Origin of the sequence: Streptomyces sp. CB02009 (genome assembly GCF_001905825.1) — a bacterium.
Taxonomy (GTDB): Bacteria; Actinomycetota; Actinomycetes; order Streptomycetales; family Streptomycetaceae; genus Streptomyces.
Map to the genome: position 1 here is coordinate 300,849 of NZ_LIVV01000003.1, position 20,936 is coordinate 321,784.

General features: G+C 73.6%; 12 protein-coding genes. 4 read left to right on the plus strand and 8 right to left on the minus strand.

What is annotated here, in order from left to right; all coding sequences use genetic code 11:
• Nucleotides 1-45: 45 nt before the first annotated feature.
• Both AMK27_RS14160 and AMK27_RS14165 read left to right on the plus strand, forming a co-directional pair.
• Nucleotides 46-1,200, plus strand: coding sequence for an acyl-CoA dehydrogenase family protein (locus AMK27_RS14160; RefSeq protein WP_073906474.1), 1,155 nt, complete (start codon nucleotides 46-48; stop codon nucleotides 1,198-1,200).
• A gap of 167 nt (nucleotides 1,201-1,367) precedes the next feature.
• A complete protein-coding gene (locus AMK27_RS14165) occupies nucleotides 1,368-1,778 on the plus strand; it encodes an ASCH domain-containing protein (RefSeq protein ID WP_073906476.1) in 411 nt (136 codons plus the stop codon).
• Nucleotides 1,779-1,799: 21 nt separating this feature from the next.
• Here the strand turns inward: AMK27_RS14165 and AMK27_RS14170 are convergent, their stop codons facing one another.
• The 3 genes from AMK27_RS14170 to AMK27_RS14180 form a co-directional block, all read right to left on the minus strand.
• On the minus strand, nucleotides 1,800-5,237 hold the full coding sequence (locus AMK27_RS14170; protein ID WP_073907517.1) for an ATP-binding protein: 3,438 nt from the start codon (nucleotides 5,235-5,237) through the stop codon (nucleotides 1,800-1,802).
• A 130-nt stretch (nucleotides 5,238-5,367) separates the two neighbouring features.
• Nucleotides 5,368-8,325 (minus strand): FG-GAP-like repeat-containing protein, encoded by a 2,958-nt coding sequence (locus AMK27_RS14175; protein ID WP_073906477.1) that lies wholly within the window; start codon nucleotides 8,323-8,325, stop codon nucleotides 5,368-5,370.
• The gene (locus AMK27_RS14180) at nucleotides 8,325-10,901 is read right to left on the minus strand and encodes a S8 family serine peptidase (protein WP_073906479.1); all 2,577 of its coding nucleotides are present in this window, start codon (nucleotides 10,899-10,901) and stop codon (nucleotides 8,325-8,327) included. Before AMK27_RS14180 ends, AMK27_RS14175 begins: the two co-directional genes overlap by 1 nt.
• Before the next feature lie 229 nt (nucleotides 10,902-11,130).
• Between AMK27_RS14180 and AMK27_RS14185 the strand changes: the two genes are divergently transcribed.
• Nucleotides 11,131-12,114 carry an NAD(P)/FAD-dependent oxidoreductase gene (locus AMK27_RS14185; RefSeq protein ID WP_073907518.1) on the plus strand — a complete coding sequence of 328 codons (984 nt, stop codon included), beginning with the start codon at nucleotides 11,131-11,133 and terminating at the stop codon, nucleotides 12,112-12,114.
• 70 nt (nucleotides 12,115-12,184) lie between these two features.
• On the opposite strand, the gene AMK27_RS14190 is transcribed toward AMK27_RS14185, so the two are convergent.
• From AMK27_RS14190 to AMK27_RS14210, 5 genes are all read right to left on the minus strand, one after another.
• Nucleotides 12,185-12,787 carry a helix-turn-helix domain-containing protein gene (locus tag AMK27_RS14190; RefSeq protein ID WP_055603314.1) on the minus strand — a complete coding sequence of 201 codons (603 nt, stop codon included), beginning with the start codon at nucleotides 12,785-12,787 and terminating at the stop codon, nucleotides 12,185-12,187.
• Nucleotides 12,788-13,035: 248 nt separating this feature from the next.
• Nucleotides 13,036-14,196: an acyl-CoA dehydrogenase family protein gene (locus tag AMK27_RS14195; protein WP_073906481.1), complete on the minus strand. Its 1,161-nt coding sequence runs from the start codon at nucleotides 14,194-14,196 to the stop codon at nucleotides 13,036-13,038.
• A gap of 3 nt (nucleotides 14,197-14,199) precedes the next feature.
• A complete protein-coding gene (locus tag AMK27_RS14200) occupies nucleotides 14,200-14,985 on the minus strand; it encodes a thioesterase II family protein (protein WP_241847493.1) in 786 nt (261 codons plus the stop codon).
• Entirely contained in the window at nucleotides 14,982-16,622 is a 1,641-nt protein-coding gene (locus AMK27_RS14205; protein WP_073906485.1) for a GMC family oxidoreductase, read from the minus strand. The genes AMK27_RS14200 and AMK27_RS14205 overlap by 4 nt, the downstream gene beginning before the upstream one ends.
• Complete coding sequence (locus AMK27_RS14210; protein WP_079188429.1) at nucleotides 16,619-19,963, minus strand: non-ribosomal peptide synthetase; 3,345 nt, start codon at nucleotides 19,961-19,963, stop codon at nucleotides 16,619-16,621. The genes AMK27_RS14205 and AMK27_RS14210 overlap by 4 nt, the downstream gene beginning before the upstream one ends.
• A 265-nt stretch (nucleotides 19,964-20,228) precedes the next feature.
• Between AMK27_RS14210 and AMK27_RS14215 the strand changes: the two genes are divergently transcribed.
• Complete coding sequence (locus AMK27_RS14215) at nucleotides 20,229-20,822, plus strand: flavoprotein (RefSeq protein ID WP_107425565.1); 594 nt, start codon at nucleotides 20,229-20,231, stop codon at nucleotides 20,820-20,822.
• The last annotated feature ends 114 nt before the right edge of the window (nucleotides 20,823-20,936 follow it).

Genomic DNA, 20,936 nt, shown 5'->3' on the forward strand with positions numbered 1-20,936 from the left:
GATCCGTGACGACATCACCCACCCACCTAAGGACCGCCGAAGACCATGGACCATCGCCTCACCCCCGAGCACGAGGAACTCCGCCGTACCGTCGAGGCGTTCGCGCACGATGTCGTGGCGCCGAAGATCGGCGACTATTACGAGCGGCACGAGTTCCCGTACGAGATCGTCCGTGAGATGGGCCGTATGGGCCTGTTCGGGCTGCCGTTCCCCGAGGAGTACGGCGGTATGGGCGGTGACTATCTGGCGCTCGGGATCGCGCTGGAGGAGCTGGCCCGGGTGGACTCCTCGGTGGCGATCACGCTGGAGGCGGGGGTGTCGCTCGGTGCGATGCCGGTCTACCTCTTCGGTACGGATGAGCAGAAGCGGGAGTGGCTGCCGAGGTTGTGCGCGGGTGAGGTGCTGGGTGCGTTCGGTCTGACGGAGCCGGGTGCCGGTTCGGACGCGGGCGGCACGCGGACGACGGCGGTGCGGGACGGCGACCACTGGGTGATCAACGGTTCGAAGTGTTTCATCACCAACTCCGGTACGGACATCACGGGTCTGGTGACGGTCACGGCGGTGACGGGCCGCAAGCCGGACGGCCGGCCGCTGATCTCGTCGATCATCGTGCCGTCCGGGACTCCCGGGTTCACTGTGGCCGCGCCGTATTCGAAGGTGGGCTGGAACGCGTCGGACACGCGTGAGCTGTCGTTCGACGACGTGCGGGTCCCGGTGGAGAACCTGCTGGGCGAGGAGGGCCGCGGGTACGCGCAGTTCCTGCGGATCCTGGACGAGGGCCGGGTGGCGATCGCGGCGCTGGCGACGGGTCTGGCGCAGGGCTGTGTCGACGAGTCGGTGAAGTACGCGAAGGAACGTCACGCCTTCGGCCGGCCGATCGGTGACAACCAGGCCATCCAGTTCAAGATCGCCGACATGGAGATGCGGGCGCACATGGCGCGGATCGGCTGGCGGGACGCGGCCTCGCGGCTGGTGCTCGGCGAGACGTTCAAGAAGGAGGCGGCGATCGCGAAGCTGTACTCCTCGACGGTGGCCGTGGACAACGCGCGTGAGGCGACCCAGATCCACGGCGGCTACGGCTTCATGAACGAGTACCCGGTGGCCCGGATGTGGCGCGACTCCAAGATCCTGGAGATCGGCGAGGGCACCAGCGAGGTCCAGCGCATGCTGATCGCGCGGGAGTTGGGCCTCCAGGCCTGAGCGCTCACCCGCACGCTCAGGCCGGGACACCGGGGTGGCGATAGCCGCAGGTTGGTCCGTCCCGAATCGCCCCTGGCGTCGGTTCACTTGGCGAGCCGCAGCGCCTAGGCTGCTCGGGGTTCGGCAGGTTCGAGTGTTTCGAGTGTTTCGGGTGTGAGGTGGGGACGATGTGGCCGCGGGTCGACGGGATGCGGGCCATGGAGCTGGGGGCTCCCGGGGGCATGAGGGACGAGTTGAACGCGCTCGTTCTGGCGGGGGTCAAGCGGGCCACGACCGGGCTGCTCGGTGAGTACGCCGCGGAGGACGAGAGTCTGGAGCACGTCGGTGAGCGGCTGGCTCTGCTGGACAACCAGGGCCTGGCCGTCGCGACTCTGGAGATCACCGGTGTCGAGGTGACGTCCTTCGGCGAGGTGACGTGGGAGCACGCCGCGGCCGAGGGCGAGGGCGATGCCGATCTCGACGCGTGGCGGGCCGTGCACCGGCGTTTCTGGAGCGATGAGGGAAACCCGGTGGAGAGCGACACCCCGGTCGTGTGTCTGGCCTTCGAGGTCACGGACAGGGCTTCCGCCTCCCTCTGACCGCCGGGGTCGCGACGGCGCTCAGTGCCTCGGCGGGTCGTTCAGCAGGTCTCTGGCCCACGACGCCCGGCGGGTGCCCGCCGGGTACGGCAGGGAGTCCGCCGACGACTCGGCCCCGGCCAGTTCGCTCGCGCCCTCCGGCGTCCGCCCGAGCAGGGTGAGGGACGTTCCGAGGGCGATCCGCGCCTCCACCTCGGCGAGGCGTTCCCCGGTCCGCTCGGCGCGTGCCACCTCGGCCCGCGCGAGCCGCTGCGCGGTGCCGGGCCGTCCCGACAGGAGTTCCGCCCAGGCCGCCAGGACCGGGGCGTCGTCCGCGTGTCCGTCCAGGGCGCGCAGCGCGTCGTCCGGGCGGCGCGCGGAGAGCGCCAGTTCGACGCGCGCGGTGCGCGCCTCGTGCTCCGCCTGCCGGTCCCCGAGCGCGGTGGCGACCTCTTCCGCGCGGTCCACGCAGGCCGCCGCCTGCTCGGTCTCGCCCAGGACGACCCGTACGCGCGCCATCGTCGCGAGGGCGTGCGGGAGGCACCAGGCGTCGTACGCCTCGGCGCCCGACACGGCCCGCTCGGCCAGGGTCCTGGCCGGTTCGGGTTCTTCGAGCAGCAGGCGCAGCTCGGCGAGGTTGGCCAGCTCGAAGGCGGCGGCGACGGGATCCCCCGACTGCTCGGCGAGGGCGAGTGCCCGGGTCCCGATGCGGACGGCCTCGCGCAGCCGGCCGGCCCTCCGCGCGTTCTCGCGCAGGGTCGAGAGGACCGAGCCGAGCAGCGTCGGGTCCCCGTAGGCCTCGGCCGGTGCCAGCGCCTGGTCGCCCGCCGCGCGCGCCTGGTCGAGGCGGCCGGCGAGCCCCAGGCTGGCGGCCTGCAGTGCGAAGGCGCGGGCCGTCAGCCCCTGTCCGCGGGTCCCCGGCACCTCGCGGGCGGCCGTGAGGGCGTGCCGCGCGGCCTCGGCTCCCGCCGCGTACCGGCCCTGGACGCAGCGGACCACGGCCAGGGCGAGGAAGTGGCCGGCGGCCGGTTCCGGCGCGGTGTCCGCGGTCACCGGGTGCGCGCGCAGCATGCGGCGGCCGGAACCGGGGGCGCGTGTCTTGGCGAGGGCTTCGGCGAGCAGGGCGGCGGCGAGCACTGCGTCGTCGTGGTCGCCGCGCCGCTCGAACTCGGCCAGGGCGAGCCGGAGCGCCTCCGCGGCCTCCTCGAAGTGGCCCATTCTGCGCAGGACATGGCTGTGCGCGAGCCGGGCGCGGGCGGCGTCGACGTCGAGCCGGGCGACGAGGTCGCGGTAGTAGCGGTCGGCGGTGTCGTTCGCGTACAGCGCGGCGGCGCGTTCGGCGGCGCGGCGCAGGTAGGCGGCCGCGCGCGCGTCGTCGGCACGGGCGAAGTGCGAGGCGAGCGCGTCGACGGCGTCGGGGCGACGGCGCAGGACCGCCTGGGCGAACGCGGCGTGCAGCCCGCGGCGGCGGACCGCGGACAGCTGCTCGTAGCAGGTGAGGCGGACCAGCGGGTGCCGGAAGGCCACCCCCGCCTCGGGCCGTCCGGCCACCACCACCTGCCGTTCGTCGACGAGGGAGGCGGCGATGGCGCGTTCCAGGGCGTCGGCCGCCGCCGCGCCGGACACCGGCGGGTGCAGCCCGTGTGCGGCCACGTCGAGGAGTTCGGTCAGCGCCGCCTCCCCGCCGGCCGCCGAGAGCGCCTCGACGACGCGGCGCGTGTCCGTGTCGAGCCGCAGGAGCCGGTCGGCCACCAGCTCGCGCACCCCTTCGGGGGCAACGTTGTCAGAGGGCTCGTCCGGCAGGCCGCGGGCGAGCTCCAGGGCGAACAGCGGGTTGCCGAGCGAGAGCTCCCACACCCGGCGGGCCCGTTCCTCGTCCGCCGCGTCCACGGCCGCGTCGGCTGCCGCGTCGCGCCCCCCTGCCACCGTCGCGTCGCGTTCCCCGTCCACCGTCGCGTCGCCTGCGACGCCGCGCCACGCGTCCACGGCCGCGTCGCGCACCACCGCCAGACACGCCTCCTTGTCGAGGCGCCCCAACTCCTCGCGTACGGCGAGGCGCTGGCGCGTCAGCGAGGCCATGACCGAGCGGCGCGGGTCGCCTTCGGGGAGCTCCTCCTCCCGGTACGTCACCAGGAACCGCAGCGCCGTCCGGCGCTCCGCGGCCCGCCGGGCCAGATGGCCGAGCAGCTGGTACGAGCCGGTGTCGGCCGCGTGCAGATCGTCCAGGACCACCAGCACCGGGCGCCCCGCGGCCAGGTCGCCGAGCAGGGCCGCGCCGGCCCGGAAGAGCCGGTCCCGCTCCTCCTCGGGGCTGCGCTCGCCGTCGGCCCGTACCCGCCCCAGCGACGGCAGGAACGCGGCCAGTTCGGGATGGTCGGCGCCCACCCGGGCGCGTTCCGCCGCGTCCCACTCGGCCAGCCAGCCGTCCAGTGCCTCGGCGAACGCGCCGTACGGGGTGTGCCCCTCGGCGTCGTGTCCGCCGCCCCACAGCACGGCCGTTCCGGAGCGCGCGGCCCGACGTGCCGCCTCGCGGGCCAGGCTGGTCTTGCCGACGCCCGCCTCGCCGGTGAGCAGCGTCACCGGTGGCCCGCCGGCGCCGAGCAGCCGGGCGAGCACCTCGTCGCGGCCGCGCAGCGGCGCGGCGGCCGGGGTCCGCAGCGCCACCGGCAGCGACGGTGGGGACAGCGCGGGCGCGGGGGTGTCGGTGAGCGCCGTCCGGTGCAGCCGCTCCGTCTCGGGCCCCGGCCGCACCCCCAGTTCGGCGTCGAGGGCCTCCCGGCACAGGTGGTACTGGCGTACCGCGAGCCGCCGCAGGCCCCGGCGCAGGAACGATTCCATCAGGATCCGGTGGGCGGCCTCCTCGGCCGGGTTCGCCGTGAGGATCTGCTCGACCGTGGCGGCCGCCGCCGGGTGCGCGTCGGCCGCGAGCTGGGCCGTGGCGAGCGCGAGCAGGACCCGTTCCCTGAGCCCGGAGAGCCGGTCCCGGCGGCTCGCGGCCCACGGCGCGTACCGGTCCTCGGGGAGCAGCTCGCCGGTGAACCGCCCCGCCGCGTCGGCGAGCGCGGCGGCGTCCCCGCCGGCCAGCGCGGCCAGTGCCGTCTCCTCCGCGTGGTCGGTGTCGATCCACACGGTCGCCGGGTCGAGCAGCAGCAGTGAGCCGTCGGACACCAGGTAGGAGGAGGCGGCGCGCGGGGCCAGTTCCGGTTCGAGGGCGTGGCGCGCGGCGTGCAGGGCGACGCGGAGGCTGCGCAGTGCGGCCTGCGGATCGGCGTCGGGCCAGCAGACGTCCACGGCCTGGTCCCGGTGGAGGCGGTGGCCGGGGGTGACGGCGAGCAGTTTGACCAGGGCGCGGGCGCCGGGCCTCGGCCAGCGTTCGGCGAGCGCGGGGCCGTGGTCGCGGGTGGCGCGAAACCCGCCGAAAAGGTGCAGCCGAAGCAGTGGAGCGGAAGGTTCCGTCCGGTTGGCCTGTCGTCCGCTCATGAGGGCGCCACTGTAACCGAGCATGCCGAGGGCCCCGGGTGGAGTACCGGGGCCCCCGGGCGGAGTACCCGAGGGCCCCCGGGCGGTGTACCCGGGGGCCCTGGGATCAGCCGGTCACGTCGGCGGGAGCTCAGGAGAGCTTGTACGTGGTGACCTGGTGGATGCCGTTGTCGGTGACGAAGTACCCGCCGCCGAACAGGGCGGCCGCACGGTCCCGTCCGTGGTCGTCGCTGTTGAGGGTGAGCACCTCGTCGACACCGTCGCCGTCGAGGTCGCCCGCGAAGTGGTTGCGGGCGCCGGCGAGGGCGCCGATGCTGCCCACGGACGGGGCCCAGGAGTCCTCGGAGTCGAGGATGCTCGGGTCCCAGAGGTACAGGCCGCCCTCGGCGCCGGCGCCCAGCAGCGGTCGCCCGCCCGGACCGGTCAGGAAGCCGCCGCCGTACGACTGCGGTGTGACGAACTGCGTGGTGTCGTCGCCGTTCGCCCGGTAGCGCCGGAACGACGCCGTACCGCCCTCGTACAGCGCTCCGTCCTTGGCGAAGTAGCTGTTGTGCGTCCACAGGCCGCCCGCGAGCCCGGAGTGCAGCACCTCGCCGGTGCGGCCGTCGCGGATCTCGAAGAAGTTCTGCGGGCTGAGCGCGGCGGTGTCCCACTTGATGGGCGCGGTGACGGCCCACAGGTAGACCACCGCGTGCCCGTCGGCGTACGGGATCTCCGCGGAGGCGAAGACGCCCTCGTTGGGGATGACGGTGCGGATGCCGCCGACCGCCGTCTCGGGTGCCTTCGGGGCCACGGACCAGCGGACCTTGCCGGTGGCCGCGTTCAGCGCGACCGCGTTCGTCACCGGTGCTTCCAGGTCGAACGCGCCCAGGCTCGCGTACGAGGCGTACACCCGGCCGTCGTTCACCGACGGGTCGGCGAAGCGCACGTCGCCCGCGTCGGCGGGGGCGCGGTACGTCCACAGGGCGTGGCCGTCGCCGTGGTAGGCGCGCAGGGCGTCCGTCGGCACGAGGAGGTCGAGCTCGCCGTCGCCGTTCAGGTCGGCCAGCGTCGTCGAGCGGACGAACTGGCCCTCGGGGGCCTCGATGGTGGCCAGCGTCCTGCCGGTCCTGCCGTCGAGGACGACGGTCGCGGTGTCGGCAGCGACGACGATCTCGGTCCTGCCGTCGCCGTCGACGTCACCGGTCTCGATGTCGTGGACCGCGCCGGGGACGGTGGCCCGCCACAGCCTCCGCGGTGTGCCTCCGTCGGCCAGCGACGGGCCCGAGTAGGCCCACACGCCGTTCGACGAACCGCCCATGATCAGGTCGGACGCGCCGTCCTTGTCCAGGTCGGCGCCCTTGGCGTAGGCGATGTCGCCCTGCAGCGGCGCGACGCTCTCGGCCTTGCCGTTGCCCAGCTTGAAGGTGCGGACGTTCTGCCCCTGGTCGACGATCCGCACGTGCGTGCCCCGGGCGTCGGTGTGGACGTCCTGGTACATCGGCGCGGCGGCGACGCCCTTCGACTGCCACTTCACCGCGCCCTTGCCGGAGAACACGGTCAGCGAGGCGTAGCGCAGGCCGCCGCGGTTCTCGGCGTCGTCCATGGCGCGGTCGTCCTGGGCGGAGGTGATCAGGGAGCCGTCGGCCACCCGCAGACCCCAGACGCTGGGGCCGTCCTTGCCGTTGCCGGCGTTCCGCTTGACCGTGCTCGACCACAGGACCTCGCCCGCGTCGGTGCCGTCGACCACGCGGACGGTACTGGCGTTGATCCACAGGTTCTCGTCGAGCGAGGACTCCGCGACGGCGTACTCGGCACCCGCCTTCGCGCCGAGGTCGCCGACGGTCAGGGCGGTCGGAACCACGTTCTCGCGGCTGTCCAGCGTCGCGCGCAGACCGGCCTTCAGGTCGTACGCGGCGACCTCGTAGCGCACGGCGTCGGTGGCGTCCGCCTGCTCGATCGCGACGAGCCGCTTGCGGTCGGTGTCCACCCGCAGCTGACGGGCGTACAGCATGCTGTCGGTCTGCCAGGTCACCGAGCCGTCCGCGGTGTCGAGCACGAGGACCCGGCCGCGGGCGGCGACACCGGTGCCCTTGGCGAGGTTCCAGGACACGGCGACCCTGCCCTTGCCCAGGTCCTGGATGTCCCCCCAGTTGGCGCGCCGGGCCTCCCCGGTGTCGTACGTCCACGTCCGCGCGGGTGTCAGCGTGCCGTCGGCTGCGGCGGAGAAGCGGATGCCGGTCAGGGTCAGGGTGGCGGTCGCCGGCACCTTGGGGTCGCCGCTCATCCGGGGCGCGTCGGCGACCAGCAGCGTGCCGTCGACGATCTTGACCAGGGAGGCGCGGTTGTACAGCTTCGACCACAGTGTCCGGCCGGTCTTTCCGTCGAGGACGGTGACGAAGGTGCCGGTGTTCAGCGTCGAGCCCGGCACGGTGAACGGGCGCGGGTAGGGGTTCGTGCCGACCTGTGCGGAGAACACCACGTCGGGGGTGCCGTCGCCGGTCAGGTCACCCGTGGAGTAGCCGGAGTCGGAGGTGGCCGAGAACGGCGAGACCGCGTTGTAGCCCATCAGGATCTGCGCCGGGTACGGCTCCACCCGCCAGACCTGGGTCGGCTTGACCTGCCAGTCGGTGAAGAACGAGCTGCTCGTGCGGGCCCACGTCTCGCCGTCGTCGGCGGCGTGACGCTGCACGTACCCCATGCTGTTGAAGGTGAAGTACTCGCCCCTGGTGCCGAGGGGCACCGTGGCGCCCATGCCGCGCACGCCTTCCAGCGTGGACTTCGCGGTCATGGTGACCTTGGTGGTCGGGTCGACGGCGGCCGTGGACGCGCCGGCCGGCCCGGCGCCCGGCTCCGCACCGGCTCCGCCGTCGGCCGCGGCCTCCGGGGAGCGCTCGGACTCCGGGGCGACCGTGTGGTCCGCGGCCGCGCCCTCGTACGGGTCGAGTGCGGCGTGGGCGGCCAGCGCCTCGGCCTCGGTGCTGCTCAGCCGCATCGCCGTGCCGCTGTCGTCGGCGGCCTGGGCGAGCGGGGCGAGGCTCAGGGACAGACCCGCCGCGACCAGGGCGGAGGCGAGCCGAAGGCCCCGCCGCGAGAGGTGGGTTCTCATCACTTGGCTCCCTGCGAGAAGCGGACGGCGGTGCCCGCGGTGAGGACGGGCTGGTTGTAGGCGTACTGGAGGGCGTCGGCGCCGGACTGGTCGGCGATGCCGACGGTGGCGCCCGCGCCCTTGTCCGCGACCGACTTGTACTGGAGGGTCACCGCGCCGGTGGCCTCGTCGAAGACGATCTCGAAGGTGGAGCGGCCCGATGTGCCGTCGGCGTAGGCGGCGTCGTTCCAGACGACGGCGAACCTGCGGTTGCCGGTGGTGCCGGTGGTGGCGGTCTGCACGGAGGACTTCCGGTCCAGCGTCAGGTCGTCCCACAGCGGGGCGATGACGCCCTTGACGCCGTTCGCGCCGGTCGTCGGCAGCGCGGTGTTGCTGTAGTCGCCGACGCGCGGGGAGAGGAAGTTGAGCAGGCCGTCGGTCGTGACCGAGGCGGAGGTGTACGAGACGCCGTAGTGCTTCACCGGGAACGGCAGGGTGATCCTGGCCGAGTCCTCGTCACCGGTGAGCGCGACCTTCTTGGAGCCGGCGATCCAGGAGTACGCCGCCGGGGCGCAGCCGGTGCCCGAGCGGTCGGTGCGGTTCGGGACCCGGACGTTCTGGGTGAGGTCCGAGGAGCCGACGGCGGCGGTGCCGGTGTGGACCCCGTTGCACAGGACCGGCGCGGCGGGCTTCACGGTCAGGCCGTAGGAGCCCTCGGCGACCTTGGCGAAGGTGTACCGGCCCTGGGCGTCGGTGGTGACGGCGGCGAGCGGCGAGCCGTTCAGCTCGACCGTCGCGCCGGGGAGGGCCTTGCCGGCGACGTCGAGGACGGTGCCGGTGACCTGGTGCGAGGGAACCGGGGTCAGCGCGATGTCCTGGGTGAAGGCCTGCCGGTCGGCGAGCGTCACTCCCTTGGCGGAGCCGGTCGCGTAGCCGTAGCCGGTGAACGTGAACGCGTAGGTGCCGGCGGGCAGCGGCAGACGGTACGACCCGTCTGCGGCGGTGGTGACCGAACGGACCGAACCGGCGGCGTCGGTGGACTTCACGGTGACGTTCGCCAGGGCGGCACCGGTCGCCGTGTCGGAGACCCGGCCGGTGACGGTCGCCGCGGTGTGCGGGGCCCGCTCGACGGAGGCGAGGATGTCGAGCTTGCCCTCGCCCCAGACGTTGTTCCTGCCGGAGGTGCCGCCGCAGTGCGTGTCGTCGACGTCGCGGGCGCCCTCGTCGAGGACCTTGCGCGTCTCGTCGATGTCGCCGATCAGCGACGGGGCCGCCGACCACAGCAGCGCGACCGCGCCGGCGACGTGCGGCGTCGCCATCGACGTACCGTTGATGGTGTTGTACGACGATCCGGGCCAGGTCGAGCGGATGTCGACACCCGGAGCCGAGACGTTCGGCTTCATCGAGCCGTCGACCAGGGAAGGACCGAAGCCGGAGAACTTCGCGATCTTCCCGGAGGCGTCGTACGCGCCCACACCGTAGGCCGGGGCCTGCGCGCCGGGCGCGCGGGTGGTGGAGCAGGTCGTGCCGTCACCGTCGTTGCCGGCGGCGAACGCTTCGAAGATGCCCGCGGCGTTCCACGCCTCGACGATGTCCTGGTAGAACGTCGTGTTCCCGCCGCCCCAGGAGTTGTTGACGATGTTCGGCGCGAGGTCCGGGCGCGGGTTCTGGCCGTTGTGGTCCGTCGGCGCGAGGATCCACTCGCCGGCGGCGAGGAGCGACCCGTCCGAGCAGGAGGACGACTCGCAGCCCTTGGCGGCGATCCACCGGGCGTTCGGCGCGACGCCGATGCCGTTCGCGCCGGCCATCGTGCCCATGGTGTGGGTGCCGTGCCCGTTGTTGTCGCAGGGGATGCCACCGGTGCCGCACTGACCGGTCGGGTCGTACCAGTTGTAGTCGTGCGTGAAGGTGCCGTCGCCGTCGTTGCCGCGGTAGTTGGCGACGAGATCCGGATGGTCGAACTGCACGCCCGAGTCGACGTTGGCGATGACGATGCCCTCACCGCGGTCGTCGTACTGGTTCCAGACGTCATCGGCGTTGATGTCGGCGATGCCCCACTCAGGGGCGGCGGCCACGGTGCCGGCGCCGGACGACGAGGCGGCACGCGACGCGGTGACCCGGCCGTCGGCGGCCTCGACGCCGTCGAGCGCGTAGTGCTGCTCCTTGACGATCGAGGCGACGTCCGGGCGCTTCGCGAGCCGCTTCACGAGGTCCTGGCCGCCGCGCACCTTGACGGCGTTCGCGATCCAGTACTCCTCGTGCCCGACCTTCTCCCGGTCGAGGAAGGCCGTCAGCGGACGCTGGCTGGACGCGGCGTGCGCGCGCAGCTCCTGGTAGGCGGCCTTCGCCTTCGCCGCGTGCGTCTTCTGCCTCTTGGCGCCGGACAGATCGGCCTGGTCCTTCAGTACGACGAAGAACGAGGCCTCACCGCCCTCGTCGACGGCGTCCAGCAGGGCGGAGTCCACCGCGGCGGTCGGTGCGGCGGTCGGTGCGGCGCCCGCCGCCGCGGCGGGCGGGCCGGTCAGCACGGCGGCGGCGACCAGAGCGGCCGCCGTCCAGGCGGCGGATCTGCGCAGGGGCGATCGTGGCAGGTGCATCGGGGTGCTCCTCCGGGAAGGTTCGGGGAGCCCGGACGCTAGAGAGCCGCCGTTACTCGGGAATTACAGCGCTCGATCCGGCTGCCCGGCCCGCACGGGAACGCCTGCCGGGCCGCCTGCCGGGGCACCGGCTGGGCACGGGGACGCCGTGTGCCCCGTGTCCCGGAAACGGCAACAAAGATTGTTCTGGTTTCGGGTGGGCCGCACCCTGGCGGCGGAGGTGATCGCCATGACCGGCGCCCACAAGGAGAACAGTGTCCGAACCTCGTACGACGTGATCGTCATAGGCGGCGGGGCGGGTGGGCTCAATGCCGCGCTCGTGCTCGCGCGGGCGCGGCGCAGTGTCGCCGTCGTCGACGCCGGGGAGCCCCGCAACGCCCCTTCGGCGCACATGCACAGCTTCCTCTCCCGCGACGGAGTGTCGCCGCTGACCGTGCTCGAGACCGGGCGGGCCGAGATCGCGCGCTACGGAGCCGCGCGGATCGAGGGGCGCGTCGACCAGGTCGAGGCGCGCGACGAGGGGGGCTTCGTCGTACGGCTCGACGGCGGTGCCTCGCTCGACGCGCGGCACGTCGTGCTGGCCACCGGGCTGCACGACCAGCTGCCCGAGATCCCCGGCGTCCGGGCGCTGTGGGGTGGGGACGTGCACTTCTGCCCCTACTGCCACGGCTACGAGGTGCGCGACCGGCGGATCGTCGTGCTCGGGGTCCATCCGGCCTCCGCCGGACAGGCGCTGCTGCTGCGGCAGTGGTCGCCCGACGTCGTCTACGTGACCCACGACCGGCCCCTCGACGACGACGAGCGGGAGCGCATGGACGCCCGCGGGGTCGAGGTGGTCGAGGGGACCGTCGCCACGCTGCTCAGCAAGGACGGGCGCCTGCACGCCGTCGAGCTCACCGACGGGCGCACCGTCGACTGCGCCGGCGTCTTCCTCTTCCCGAAGATGAGCCCGAACGACTCCGCCTTCGACGGGCTCGGCTGCGAGCGCGACGAGCAGGGCTGGCTGGTCACCGACCGCGCCGGGCGCACCAGTCGCCCCGGCCTCTGGGCCGTCGGCAACGTGGTGGACCCGCGGGCCCAGGCCGTCACCGCGGCCGGCATGGGAGCCGCGGCCGCGTTCGCGCTCAACCACGACCTGGTGGACGAGGAGACCCAGCGGGACCTCCTGGCCCATCGGGCCTCCCGGAGCGAAGGGGCCGTTCCCGCCGCCTGATTCCGGCCCGGCCCTCCGTCGTTCCGGCGTTCGCCCCCGCGACGCCTCCCCCTCCTCGCCCGTCTCCGGCTCAGTCGCCGGAGGCGGGCGTTCGGCCTGTCGGCCTGGCGCGGATGTGCATGCGCTCGCCCTGGCGTCCGAAGAGGCTGAGCACCTCGACCGAGCCCTGACCCGTGCTGCCGAACCAGTGCGGCAGCCGGGTGTCGAACTCGGCGACCTCGCCCGGGTCCAGCACGATGTCGTGGTCGGCCAGCACGAGCCGGAGCCGTCCGGAGAGCACGTACAGCCACTCGTATCCCTCGTGGGTGCACAGCTCCGGGGTGTCGCGGCTCGCGGGGAGGACCATCTTGTAGCTCTGCAGGGGGCCCGGCTGCCGGGTCAGCGGCAGCACCGTGTTGCCGTTCACCGCGTGCGGCTTGAGCCGGACCCTGGGGTCGCCCACGTCGGGGGCGCCGACCAGTTCGTCGATCGGGACCTGGTGGGCCTGGGCGATGGGCAGCAGCAGTTCCAGGCTGGGGCGGCGCTGGCCGGCCTCCAGGCGCGAGAGGGTGCTCTTGGAGATTCCGGTGACCTCCGACAGGGCGGCGAGGGTGACACCGCGGGCGGTGCGCAACCGCTTCAGTCGGGGACCGACGGCGGACAGGGCCTGGGCGATGGACGAGGGCTGCTCCACCTCGTCATTACATGCACTCGTTCCGCAATTTGCAAAGAGAGGTGCTGTTTTCGGACGGATGCGAGGCCGATCCCGGCGCCCGCCGGCGTGCGGCCCGTCCGTGGCACGTGTGCGCCGCGTCCGTGGCACGCGCGCGCCCCGTCCGTCGCGCGCCGGGGGGTGGGGCGCGCGACGGACGGGGCGGGTCCTGCGTCAGAGGTCCTGCGTCAGAGGGCCTGGGCCAGGAGGCCTCGCGTCAGGGGGCCGCGTCAGAGGCCCAGCGAGCGGCCGATCAGTTCCTTCATCACCTCCGTCGTCCCGCCGTAGATGGTCTGCACCCGGCTGTTGGCCCACTCGCGGGAGATCGCGCTCTCCTTGAGGTAGCCGAAACCGCCGTGGATCTGGAGGCACCGGTTGGCGATGTCCACCTGGAGTTCGGTCGTCCACCACTTCACCTTCGCGGCGTCCGTCACCGACAGGCGGCCCGCGTCGAGTTCCGTGACGCAGTGGTCGAGGAAAACCTGGGCGATCGTCAGTTCCGTGTCCATCGTGGCGAGTTGGAAGCGGTTGTGCTGGAAGGTGCCGATCGGCTGTCCGAAGGCCTCGCGGGTCTTCGCGTACGCGAGCGTGTCGGCGAGCATCCGTTCGGCCGCTCCCACCGCCACGGTCGCGATGCTGAGCCGCTCCCGGGGCAGGCCCGCCATCATGTAGGCGAGGCCGGCGTTCTCCTTGCCGATCAGGTTCTCGGCCGGAACCCGGCAGTCGTCGAAGAACAGCTCGCAGGTGTCGCTGGCGTGCCAGCCGAGCTTCTCCATGCGCCGCCCGCGGGTCAGACCGGGCGTGCCGCGCTCCACCACCAGCAGGCTGATGCCCTGGGCGCCGCGGTCGGGGGCGGTCTTCGCCGCGACCACGACGACGTCGGCGTTCTCGCCGTTGGTGATGAAGGTCTTCTGCCCGTTGAGGACGTACGCGTCCCCGTCCCGTACCGCGGTCGTACGGATGTCGGCGACGTTGGAACCGGCGTCCGGCTCGCTCATGGCGATGGCCGCGATCAGCTCGCCCGCGCACAGTCCGGGCAGCCAGCGTTTGCGCTGGTCCTCGGTGGTCCGCTCGGCGAGGTACGTGGCGATGACGTCGTTGTGCGCCACGAAGCCGGGCGCGGTCGCCCGGGCCCACATGATCTCCCGCTGGAACACCGCCGGATAGCGGTAGTCGGGCTCGCCGCCTCCGCCGTACGCCGGGTCGACGCCGATGCCGAGGAGTCCGGCCCGGCCCGCCGCCCGCCACACCGAGCGGTCGACGATGCCCTCCTGCTCCCAGCGGGCGTGGTGCGGCACGACCTCGCGCTGGAGGAACTCCCGGCAGGTCTCCCGGAACTGCTCGTGCTCCGGCCCGTGTCCCGGCCGTGGTCCGTTCGCGCTCCGCGCCATGGCTCAGCCCCTCCCGGTGTCGGTGTCGGTGTCGCTGTCGGTTCCGGTGTCCGTGCCGTCGCCGATGACCGCCAGCGTCTCCTTCGGGTGCTGGACCGCGGCGAAGTGGCCGCCCTCGATCTCCACCCGGCGGACCGGGGCGGTGCTGTGCGCCGACCACGGCCACACCCGCTCCGGCGGGGCGTGCACGTCCTCGCGCGCCGCGATCAGGGTGAGCGGGAAGTCCACCCGCAGGCCCGCCGCCTCCCGGGCGAACTCCGCCCGTACGCAGTCGTCCTCGCGGAGCATCCGCAGCAGGATCCGGCTCATCGTCGGTTCGGCGAGCACCGCGGCCGGAGTCCCGCCGTCGGCCGCCGTGCGGGCGAGGAGCTCGTCGTCGGGGACGGCGGCGAGCAGGGCCCCCGGCCGCTGGAGCGCCGGCGGCACCGCCCCCGAGAGCACCGAGCGCACCGGCGCCAGACCGGTCTGCCGGGCGACGTGCTCGGCCACCGCGAGGCTCATCGTGGCGCCGAAGCTGTGCCCGAACGTCGCCCAGCGCAGCCCGGGGGACCGCTCGCGCTCGGCGAGCAGATCGGCCGCCACCTGCTCGGCCATGGCCCGTACGAGACCGTGGTAGTTGACGGCCTTGCGCTCCTGGCGGCGCGCGCCGCGGCCGGGCGCGTCCACGCCCCGGATCCGCAGCCGCGGCTCGCCGAGGTTCTGCCAGCCGCGGTAGACCTGCGAGGTCGCCCCGGCGTGGGGGAAGCAGTAGAGCCGCACCGGAGGGCTCGTGACAGGGTGCACGGTCATTCCTTCATGCTCCGGGCCAGCTTCTCGGCCAGCATCAGGGTGGTCAGATTGGTGGGGGCGCTGGGGATGACGGGGAAGAGCGAGGCGTCGGCGATCCGCAGGTTCTCGGTGCCGTGCACCCGGCCCTCCTGGTCGGCGACGGCGTACGGGTCGGAGTCCGGGCCCATCCGGCACGAACCGGCCGCGTGCCAGCCGGGGTTCATGATGTGCCGGACCCCGCTGCGCAGGACGCCGTCGTTGGCGACCATCCGGTCGCTCCAGAACTGCGTCCGCGTCAGCCGGGCGGACAGGCCGGGGGAGCGGAGGAAGCCCCAGGCCCTGCGGACGCCGTGGCAGAGCCGGTCGATGTCCTCGGGGTCGGTCCCGAGGCCGAGTTCGATGACGGGGGAGGCGAGCGGGTCGGCGCTGTCGAGGAAGACCCGGCCGCGGGAGCGGGGGCGCAGCAGCATCACGGACATGCCGACGACCAGGGGCCAGCCGAGCCGGTCGACGAAGCCGGGGATGGTGTGGCTCTCCACGTTGTTGAGGAGCCCCATCTGGACGTCGACGTCGTCGTCGAAGCCGCTGCTCATGCGGGCCGCCACCTGGCGCCAGGGCAGGCCCGGCGTACACACGCCGTCGGCCGGCCGGGACCAGATGACGACGGACGGGTGGTCGACCAGGTCGCGGCCCACGCCGGGCAGGTCGGCGACCGGGTCGATGCCGAGGACGCCGAGCAGGGCCGCGTCGCCGACGCCGGAGCGCTGGAGGATCACGGGGGTGCCGACGGCTCCGGCGGCGAGGATCACGTGCCGGGCGCGGACGGTGTCGAGCCGCCCGTCCCGCTCGGTCTCCACGCCGACGGCACGGTTCCGGTCCTTCGGGTCGAACAGCACCCGGGTGACCCGTACGCCGGGACGGACGTGGAGCCGGGGCCGGTCGCGGGCGTCGGTGAGGAAGGCGGTGGCGGCGTCGATGCGCTCGCCGTCGACCGTGTTGCCGGGGATCGGGCCGATGCCGGCCTCCTCACCGGAGTTGAGGTCGGGGAGGTCGGTGACGCCCTGGCGGTTGCACTCCTCCCAGAAGGCGGCGTCCAGGGGGTGGACCCGTTCGCGCGGGGTCCGGCGGATCGGGAGCGGGCCGCTGTCGCCGTGCGCCGGGCGGTCGCGGTAGTCGGCGTCGTTCTCGACGGCCCGGTAGAACGGGAGCACCTTCTCCCAGGACCAGTCGGGGTTGCCCTGCGCCGCCCAGGCGGCGAAGTCGCGGGGCAGCCCGCGCAGGGCGATGGCGCCGTTGACGGCGGAGCCGCCGCCGACGACCTTGCCGAGCTGGTAGGGGAAGCGCTCCCAGAGGGCGCGGGCCGGGGTCCCGGTGCCGTCGCCGCCCTTGAGCAGGTCCTCCAGGCGGCCGCTGCTGCGGAGGTTGGCCCGGTAGTCCCAGTTGAACCCGGCGAGGACGAGCCGGCCGGCGTCGGCCAGCGGATGGGCGCGGTCGCGGGGGACCGGCTGGTCGGGCCCGGCCTCCAGGAGCAGGACGGAGCCGGAGTCGCGGGCGGCCAGCCGCGCGGCGACGAGCGCGCCGGCGGAGCCGCCGCCGACGACGACGTGGTCCCACTCGGCCACGGCGGGGTCCTGGGCCGGACCAGGCGTCGTGGTCATGCCGCGGACTCCTCTGACTCCTCGGACCCCTCGGGTCCGACGGGCTGTTCGAGGGCTGCGGCCGCCGACTCCGCCGCCGGGGCGATCAGTTCGGCGAAGGACGAGATCGACGCGTTCATGAAGAGGCCCTCGACCATCTCCTGCTCCATGTCCGCCTCGATGCCGAACTCGGCGCGCAGCACCGTGAGCAGACCGACCGCGTGCAGCGAGTCGCCGCCGATGTCGAAGAAGCCCTCCTCGACACCGAAGTCGCCGTGGCCGAGCTGCTGCGACCAGAGCGCGAAGAGCCGCTCCTCGATCCGGCCGCGCGGGGCGACCCGGGACCCGGAGGTCTCGGCCTCGTCGTTCCACGGCGTGGGCAGCGCCTTGTGGTCGATCTTCCCGTTGGTGGTCAGCGGCAGGGTCTCCAGGGTGAGGAAGCGGCTGGGCACCATGTAGCCGGGCAGGGCGGCGGCGAGCGCCTCGCGCAGCTCGGCAGGGTCGGGCACGGCGCCCGCCTCCGGCACCACGTACGCCGCGATCTGCCGCTGTCCGGTACGGGCGTGGGCGGGCGCGGTGACGAGGGCGGTGCGCACCTCGGGCCGGCGCAGCAGCGCGGCCTCGATCTCGCCGAGCTCGACGCGATAGCCGTTGATCTTCACCTGGAAGTCCTCGCGGCCGAGGATCTCGATGTCGCCGCCGGGCAGGTAGCGGCCGAGGTCGCCGGTCCGGTAGATCCGCTCCCCGGTGACCGGGTGGACCGGGAAGCGTTCGGCGGTGCGCTCGGGGTCGCCGAGGTAGCCCTGGGCCACGCCGGTGCCGCCGATGTGGATCTCGCCGGTGACCCCGACGGGCGACGGCTCCTGCCACTGGTTGAGGACGTGCATGGTCTGGTTGGCGAGCGGCTTGCCGTACGGGATGCTCGACCACTCCGGCCGGACGTCCTCGACGGGGTGGTGGATCGACCAGATGGAGCCCTCCGTGGCGCCGCCGAGGCTGATCACCCGCATCGCCGGGAGCTTCTCGCGGATCCGGGCCGGCAGGTCGACCGGGATCCAGTCGCCGCTGAGCAGGGCGAGGCGGAGCCGGCAGCCGCGGGGCACCGGACCGTCGCCGAGGGCGTCGATCCACATCCGCATGGGCGCGGGCACGCTGTTCCAGATGGTCACCCCGTAGCGCCCGACGAGCTGGGACCAGTGGGCGAGGTCGTTGCCGCGCGCGGGGTCCGGGACGACGACGGTGCCGCCGGCGCCGAGCACGCCGAAGAGGTCGTACACGGACAGGTCGAAGCCGGCCGGGGCGAGGGCCAGGGTGCGGTCGTCCGGGCCGACGCCGAAGCGGCGGTTGATGTCCTGGACGGTGTTGGCGGCGCTGCGATGGGTGATCATCACGCCTTTGGGCTCACCGGTGGAGCCCGAGGTGAAGATGACGTACGCGAGGTCGTCGGGCCCCTGGCGGCGCCCCGGCGACCACGCCGGGGAGGCCAGGGTCTCCGGGTCCTCGGGGGTCAGCACGGTCACGCCGTCCGGCCAGGGGAGCGACGCGCGCAGTTCGGGGTCGGTCACCACCGCCCGCACCGAGCAGCGGGCCAGCAGCTTCAGCCGCCGCTCCTCCGGCAGTTCGGGGTCGACGGCCACGTAGGCGGCGCCGGTGTGCAGGACGCCGAGCAGCGCGGCGAACTGGGCGGCACCGGGCCGCATCGACACGGCGACGATCTCGTTCGGGGTCGCGCCGGGGGTGCGGAGCAGCCGGTGGGCGATCCGGTGGGCGGACTCGGTGAGCTGCCGGTACGTGGTCTCGGTGCCGGGCGTGATCACCGCGGGCGCGTCGGGGCTGCGCAGGGCCGCCTCGGCGACCAGCTCGTGCAGGAGCGCGGCCGGGATGTCCTGGTCGGTGGCGTTGGCCAGGGCGCGCTCCTCGGCCTCCGCCGCCGGCAGCGGCACGATGCCGCGGGTGGCGTCCCAGAGCGCGGGCTCGTCGACGAGGCGGTCGAGCAGCGTGGTGTACGCCGCGAACATGGCCTCCAGGGTGCCGGCGGGGAACAGGCCCTCGACGGCGTTCCAGTTGACCGACAGCGTGCCGTCGAGCTCCAGGATCTGGTTCTCCAGCCACACCTGCGGCGTACGGCTGTGGTCGTGGACCAGCGGCCCGAAGGACTCCAGGCGGCCGGCGCCGGGCGCGCCGCTCCCGCCGGCCCCGGCCCCGAGGGTGCTGGAGAAGACCACGGGCAGCGACGCCCGGCCGTCGTCCCGGCGGCGGGCCAGGTCGCGCAGCACCCGGATGCCGCCGTGCGGGTGCGCCAGGTCCTCCAGCAGGCGCTGCTCCAGGTCGCGGGCCCGCCGGACGAAGCTCTCCTCGGGCCGGCCGCCGACGGCGAGCAGGCTCGGGTCGAGGAAGTTCCCGATGACGTCCTCGACCCGCGGGTGCAGGCCGAGCCGGTGGAACTGGGTGACGGTGAGGGTGAACTCCTGGCGCCGCGACCAGGTGCGCAGGACCTCGGCGTAGGCGGCGAGCAGCATGCCGGACGCGGTCACGCCGTGCCGCTCGGCCGCCGCCCGCAGGGCCGCCCAGCGCTCCGGGGAGAGCCGTGCCCGGTGCCGTACGAAGTGGGGGGTGCCGAGCTGCTCCGGCGCGGCGGCCAGGGGCAGTTCGGGCGCGCCCGGCAGGCTGTCCAGGCGGTCCGCCCAGTACGCGGCGGACTCCCGGCCCAGGGCGTCCCCGCGCAGCTCCTCCCGGGCGAGGACGTAGTCGCGGAACGAGACCTCCGGCGGTTCGGGCCGCCACGCCGGGTCGTCGTAACATCGGCGCCACTCGTCCATGAGCCGGTACAGCCCGCGCATGTCGAGGAACAGCAGGTCCACGGCGACATGGAGGCGCAGCCGGTCGTCGTCGAGCCGGGTGGCCCGGACGTCGAGGAGCGAGGTGCGGTCCAACGGCATGACCTGGTCGGTGAGTTCGGCACGTATGCGGTCCAGCTCCGCGGTCCGTTCGGATGCGGGCCGGCCGCGCAGGTCCGTGACGGGGAGGGGGTACGGGGCCACCTCGGCCGCGGGGACGACGCGCTGGGTCTGGTCGGTGCCGGCCACCGTGCGCAGGGCCTCATGGCGGGCGATCACGGTGCGCAGGGCCTCGGCGAGCCGGGCGGGGTCGAGGGCGGGACAGTCGAACTCCAGGTAGTACTGGCTGGAGATGCCGCCCAGTTCGAGCCCCTTGTGGCGGCCGATCAGATACGCCTGCTGGATGTCGGTCAGCGGGAAGGGTTCGTGCCGGTGCTCCGGCCGCGGCTTGAGCTCGAGGAGCCGGTCCTCGTCCAGGCGGGGGTGACCGGCACCGCCGCGCAGCCTTGCGAAGAGATCCTCCATCGTCGTCCGTCCCTTTTCCTCGGATGCCCTGCCGGGCTTTCGGATGCCGGGCCCGGTTCTTCGGATACGCTGCCGGGCCTTCGAATTCCCTTGCGAGAGCCGACGTTATGCAGCGGGGGCAAACGGCCTCAATACGGTGGGACCGTAGGGACGACCGAAGGATTTCGGGACCGCTGGACTTCTACTGGACCGGCCCAGGACCCGCTCTGGACCGCCCCGTCGATCCCCTTGACCTGCGGCGGGACGGCGGCGACATCATCGGCTCATGGGAATTCGAAACTCCCCGGAACCGACCGGGAAACGCATACTCATCGGTGCCACGGGATCCATCGCCGTGACCCGGCTGCCGGCGTATGTCGAGGCGATGCGCCGGCAGATCGAGGGCAGCACGTTCACCGTTCTGCTGACGCACACCGCGACCTCGTTCATTTCCCCGGAGAGCGTCGCGCTCTTCGCCGAGAGGGTGGTGAGCGGAGAATCCCCGGCGGACTGGCCGACCGACAAGCCCTCCCGGCTCGCCGCCGACCACGACATCCTCGCGGTGCTGCCGGCCACCGCCCACACCCTCGCCTCCGCGGCCGCCGGCGCCGCGCCGAACCGGCTGCTCACGGTCGCCCTGTCGGTGGACTACCCGGTGGTCCACTTCCCGGTGATGGGCGCGAAGATGTGGCACAAGGCGGCCGTGCAGCGGAACATCGCACGGATCCGCGAGGACGGCGGCCTCGTCAACGAGCCGGAGTGGCACGACGGTTTCGACCCGACGACGGGAACGGTCAGCCGGCATCCTGCGCTGCCCTCGCCGGAGACCGTGGCGACGGTGATCGAGGACCTCCTGGCCAAGGGGCGCACGCTGTCCTGAGGCCCGGGCCCCGGGGCCCCGCGTGCGGATCCCCGGGGCCCGGGCCCCGGCCCCGGCCGGCCCCCGCGCCCCGGCCGCTCCCCGCACGCGGATCAGGGCCCCGCCGTGACCGGC

Coding starts and splice junctions, on each gene's coding strand:
- AMK27_RS14160 (WP_073906474.1), top strand. CDS start 46: ATGGACCATCGCCTCACCCCCGAGCACGAGGAACTCCGCCGTACCGTC.
- AMK27_RS14165 (WP_073906476.1), top strand. CDS start 1,368: ATGTGGCCGCGGGTCGACGGGATGCGGGCCATGGAGCTGGGGGCTCCC.
- AMK27_RS14170 (WP_073907517.1), bottom strand. CDS start 5,237: ATGAGCGGACGACAGGCCAACCGGACGGAACCTTCCGCTCCACTGCTT.
- AMK27_RS14175 (WP_073906477.1), bottom strand. CDS start 8,325: ATGAGAACCCACCTCTCGCGGCGGGGCCTTCGGCTCGCCTCCGCCCTG.
- AMK27_RS14180 (WP_073906479.1), bottom strand. CDS start 10,901: ATGCACCTGCCACGATCGCCCCTGCGCAGATCCGCCGCCTGGACGGCG.
- AMK27_RS14185 (WP_073907518.1), top strand. CDS start 11,131: ATGACCGGCGCCCACAAGGAGAACAGTGTCCGAACCTCGTACGACGTG.
- AMK27_RS14195 (WP_073906481.1), bottom strand. CDS start 14,196: ATGGCGCGGAGCGCGAACGGACCACGGCCGGGACACGGGCCGGAGCAC.
- AMK27_RS14200 (WP_241847493.1), bottom strand. CDS start 14,985: ATGACCGTGCACCCTGTCACGAGCCCTCCGGTGCGGCTCTACTGCTTC.
- AMK27_RS14205 (WP_073906485.1), bottom strand. CDS start 16,622: ATGACCACGACGCCTGGTCCGGCCCAGGACCCCGCCGTGGCCGAGTGG.
- AMK27_RS14210 (WP_079188429.1), bottom strand. CDS start 19,963: ATGGAGGATCTCTTCGCAAGGCTGCGCGGCGGTGCCGGTCACCCCCGC.
- AMK27_RS14215 (WP_107425565.1), top strand. CDS start 20,229: ATGGGAATTCGAAACTCCCCGGAACCGACCGGGAAACGCATACTCATC.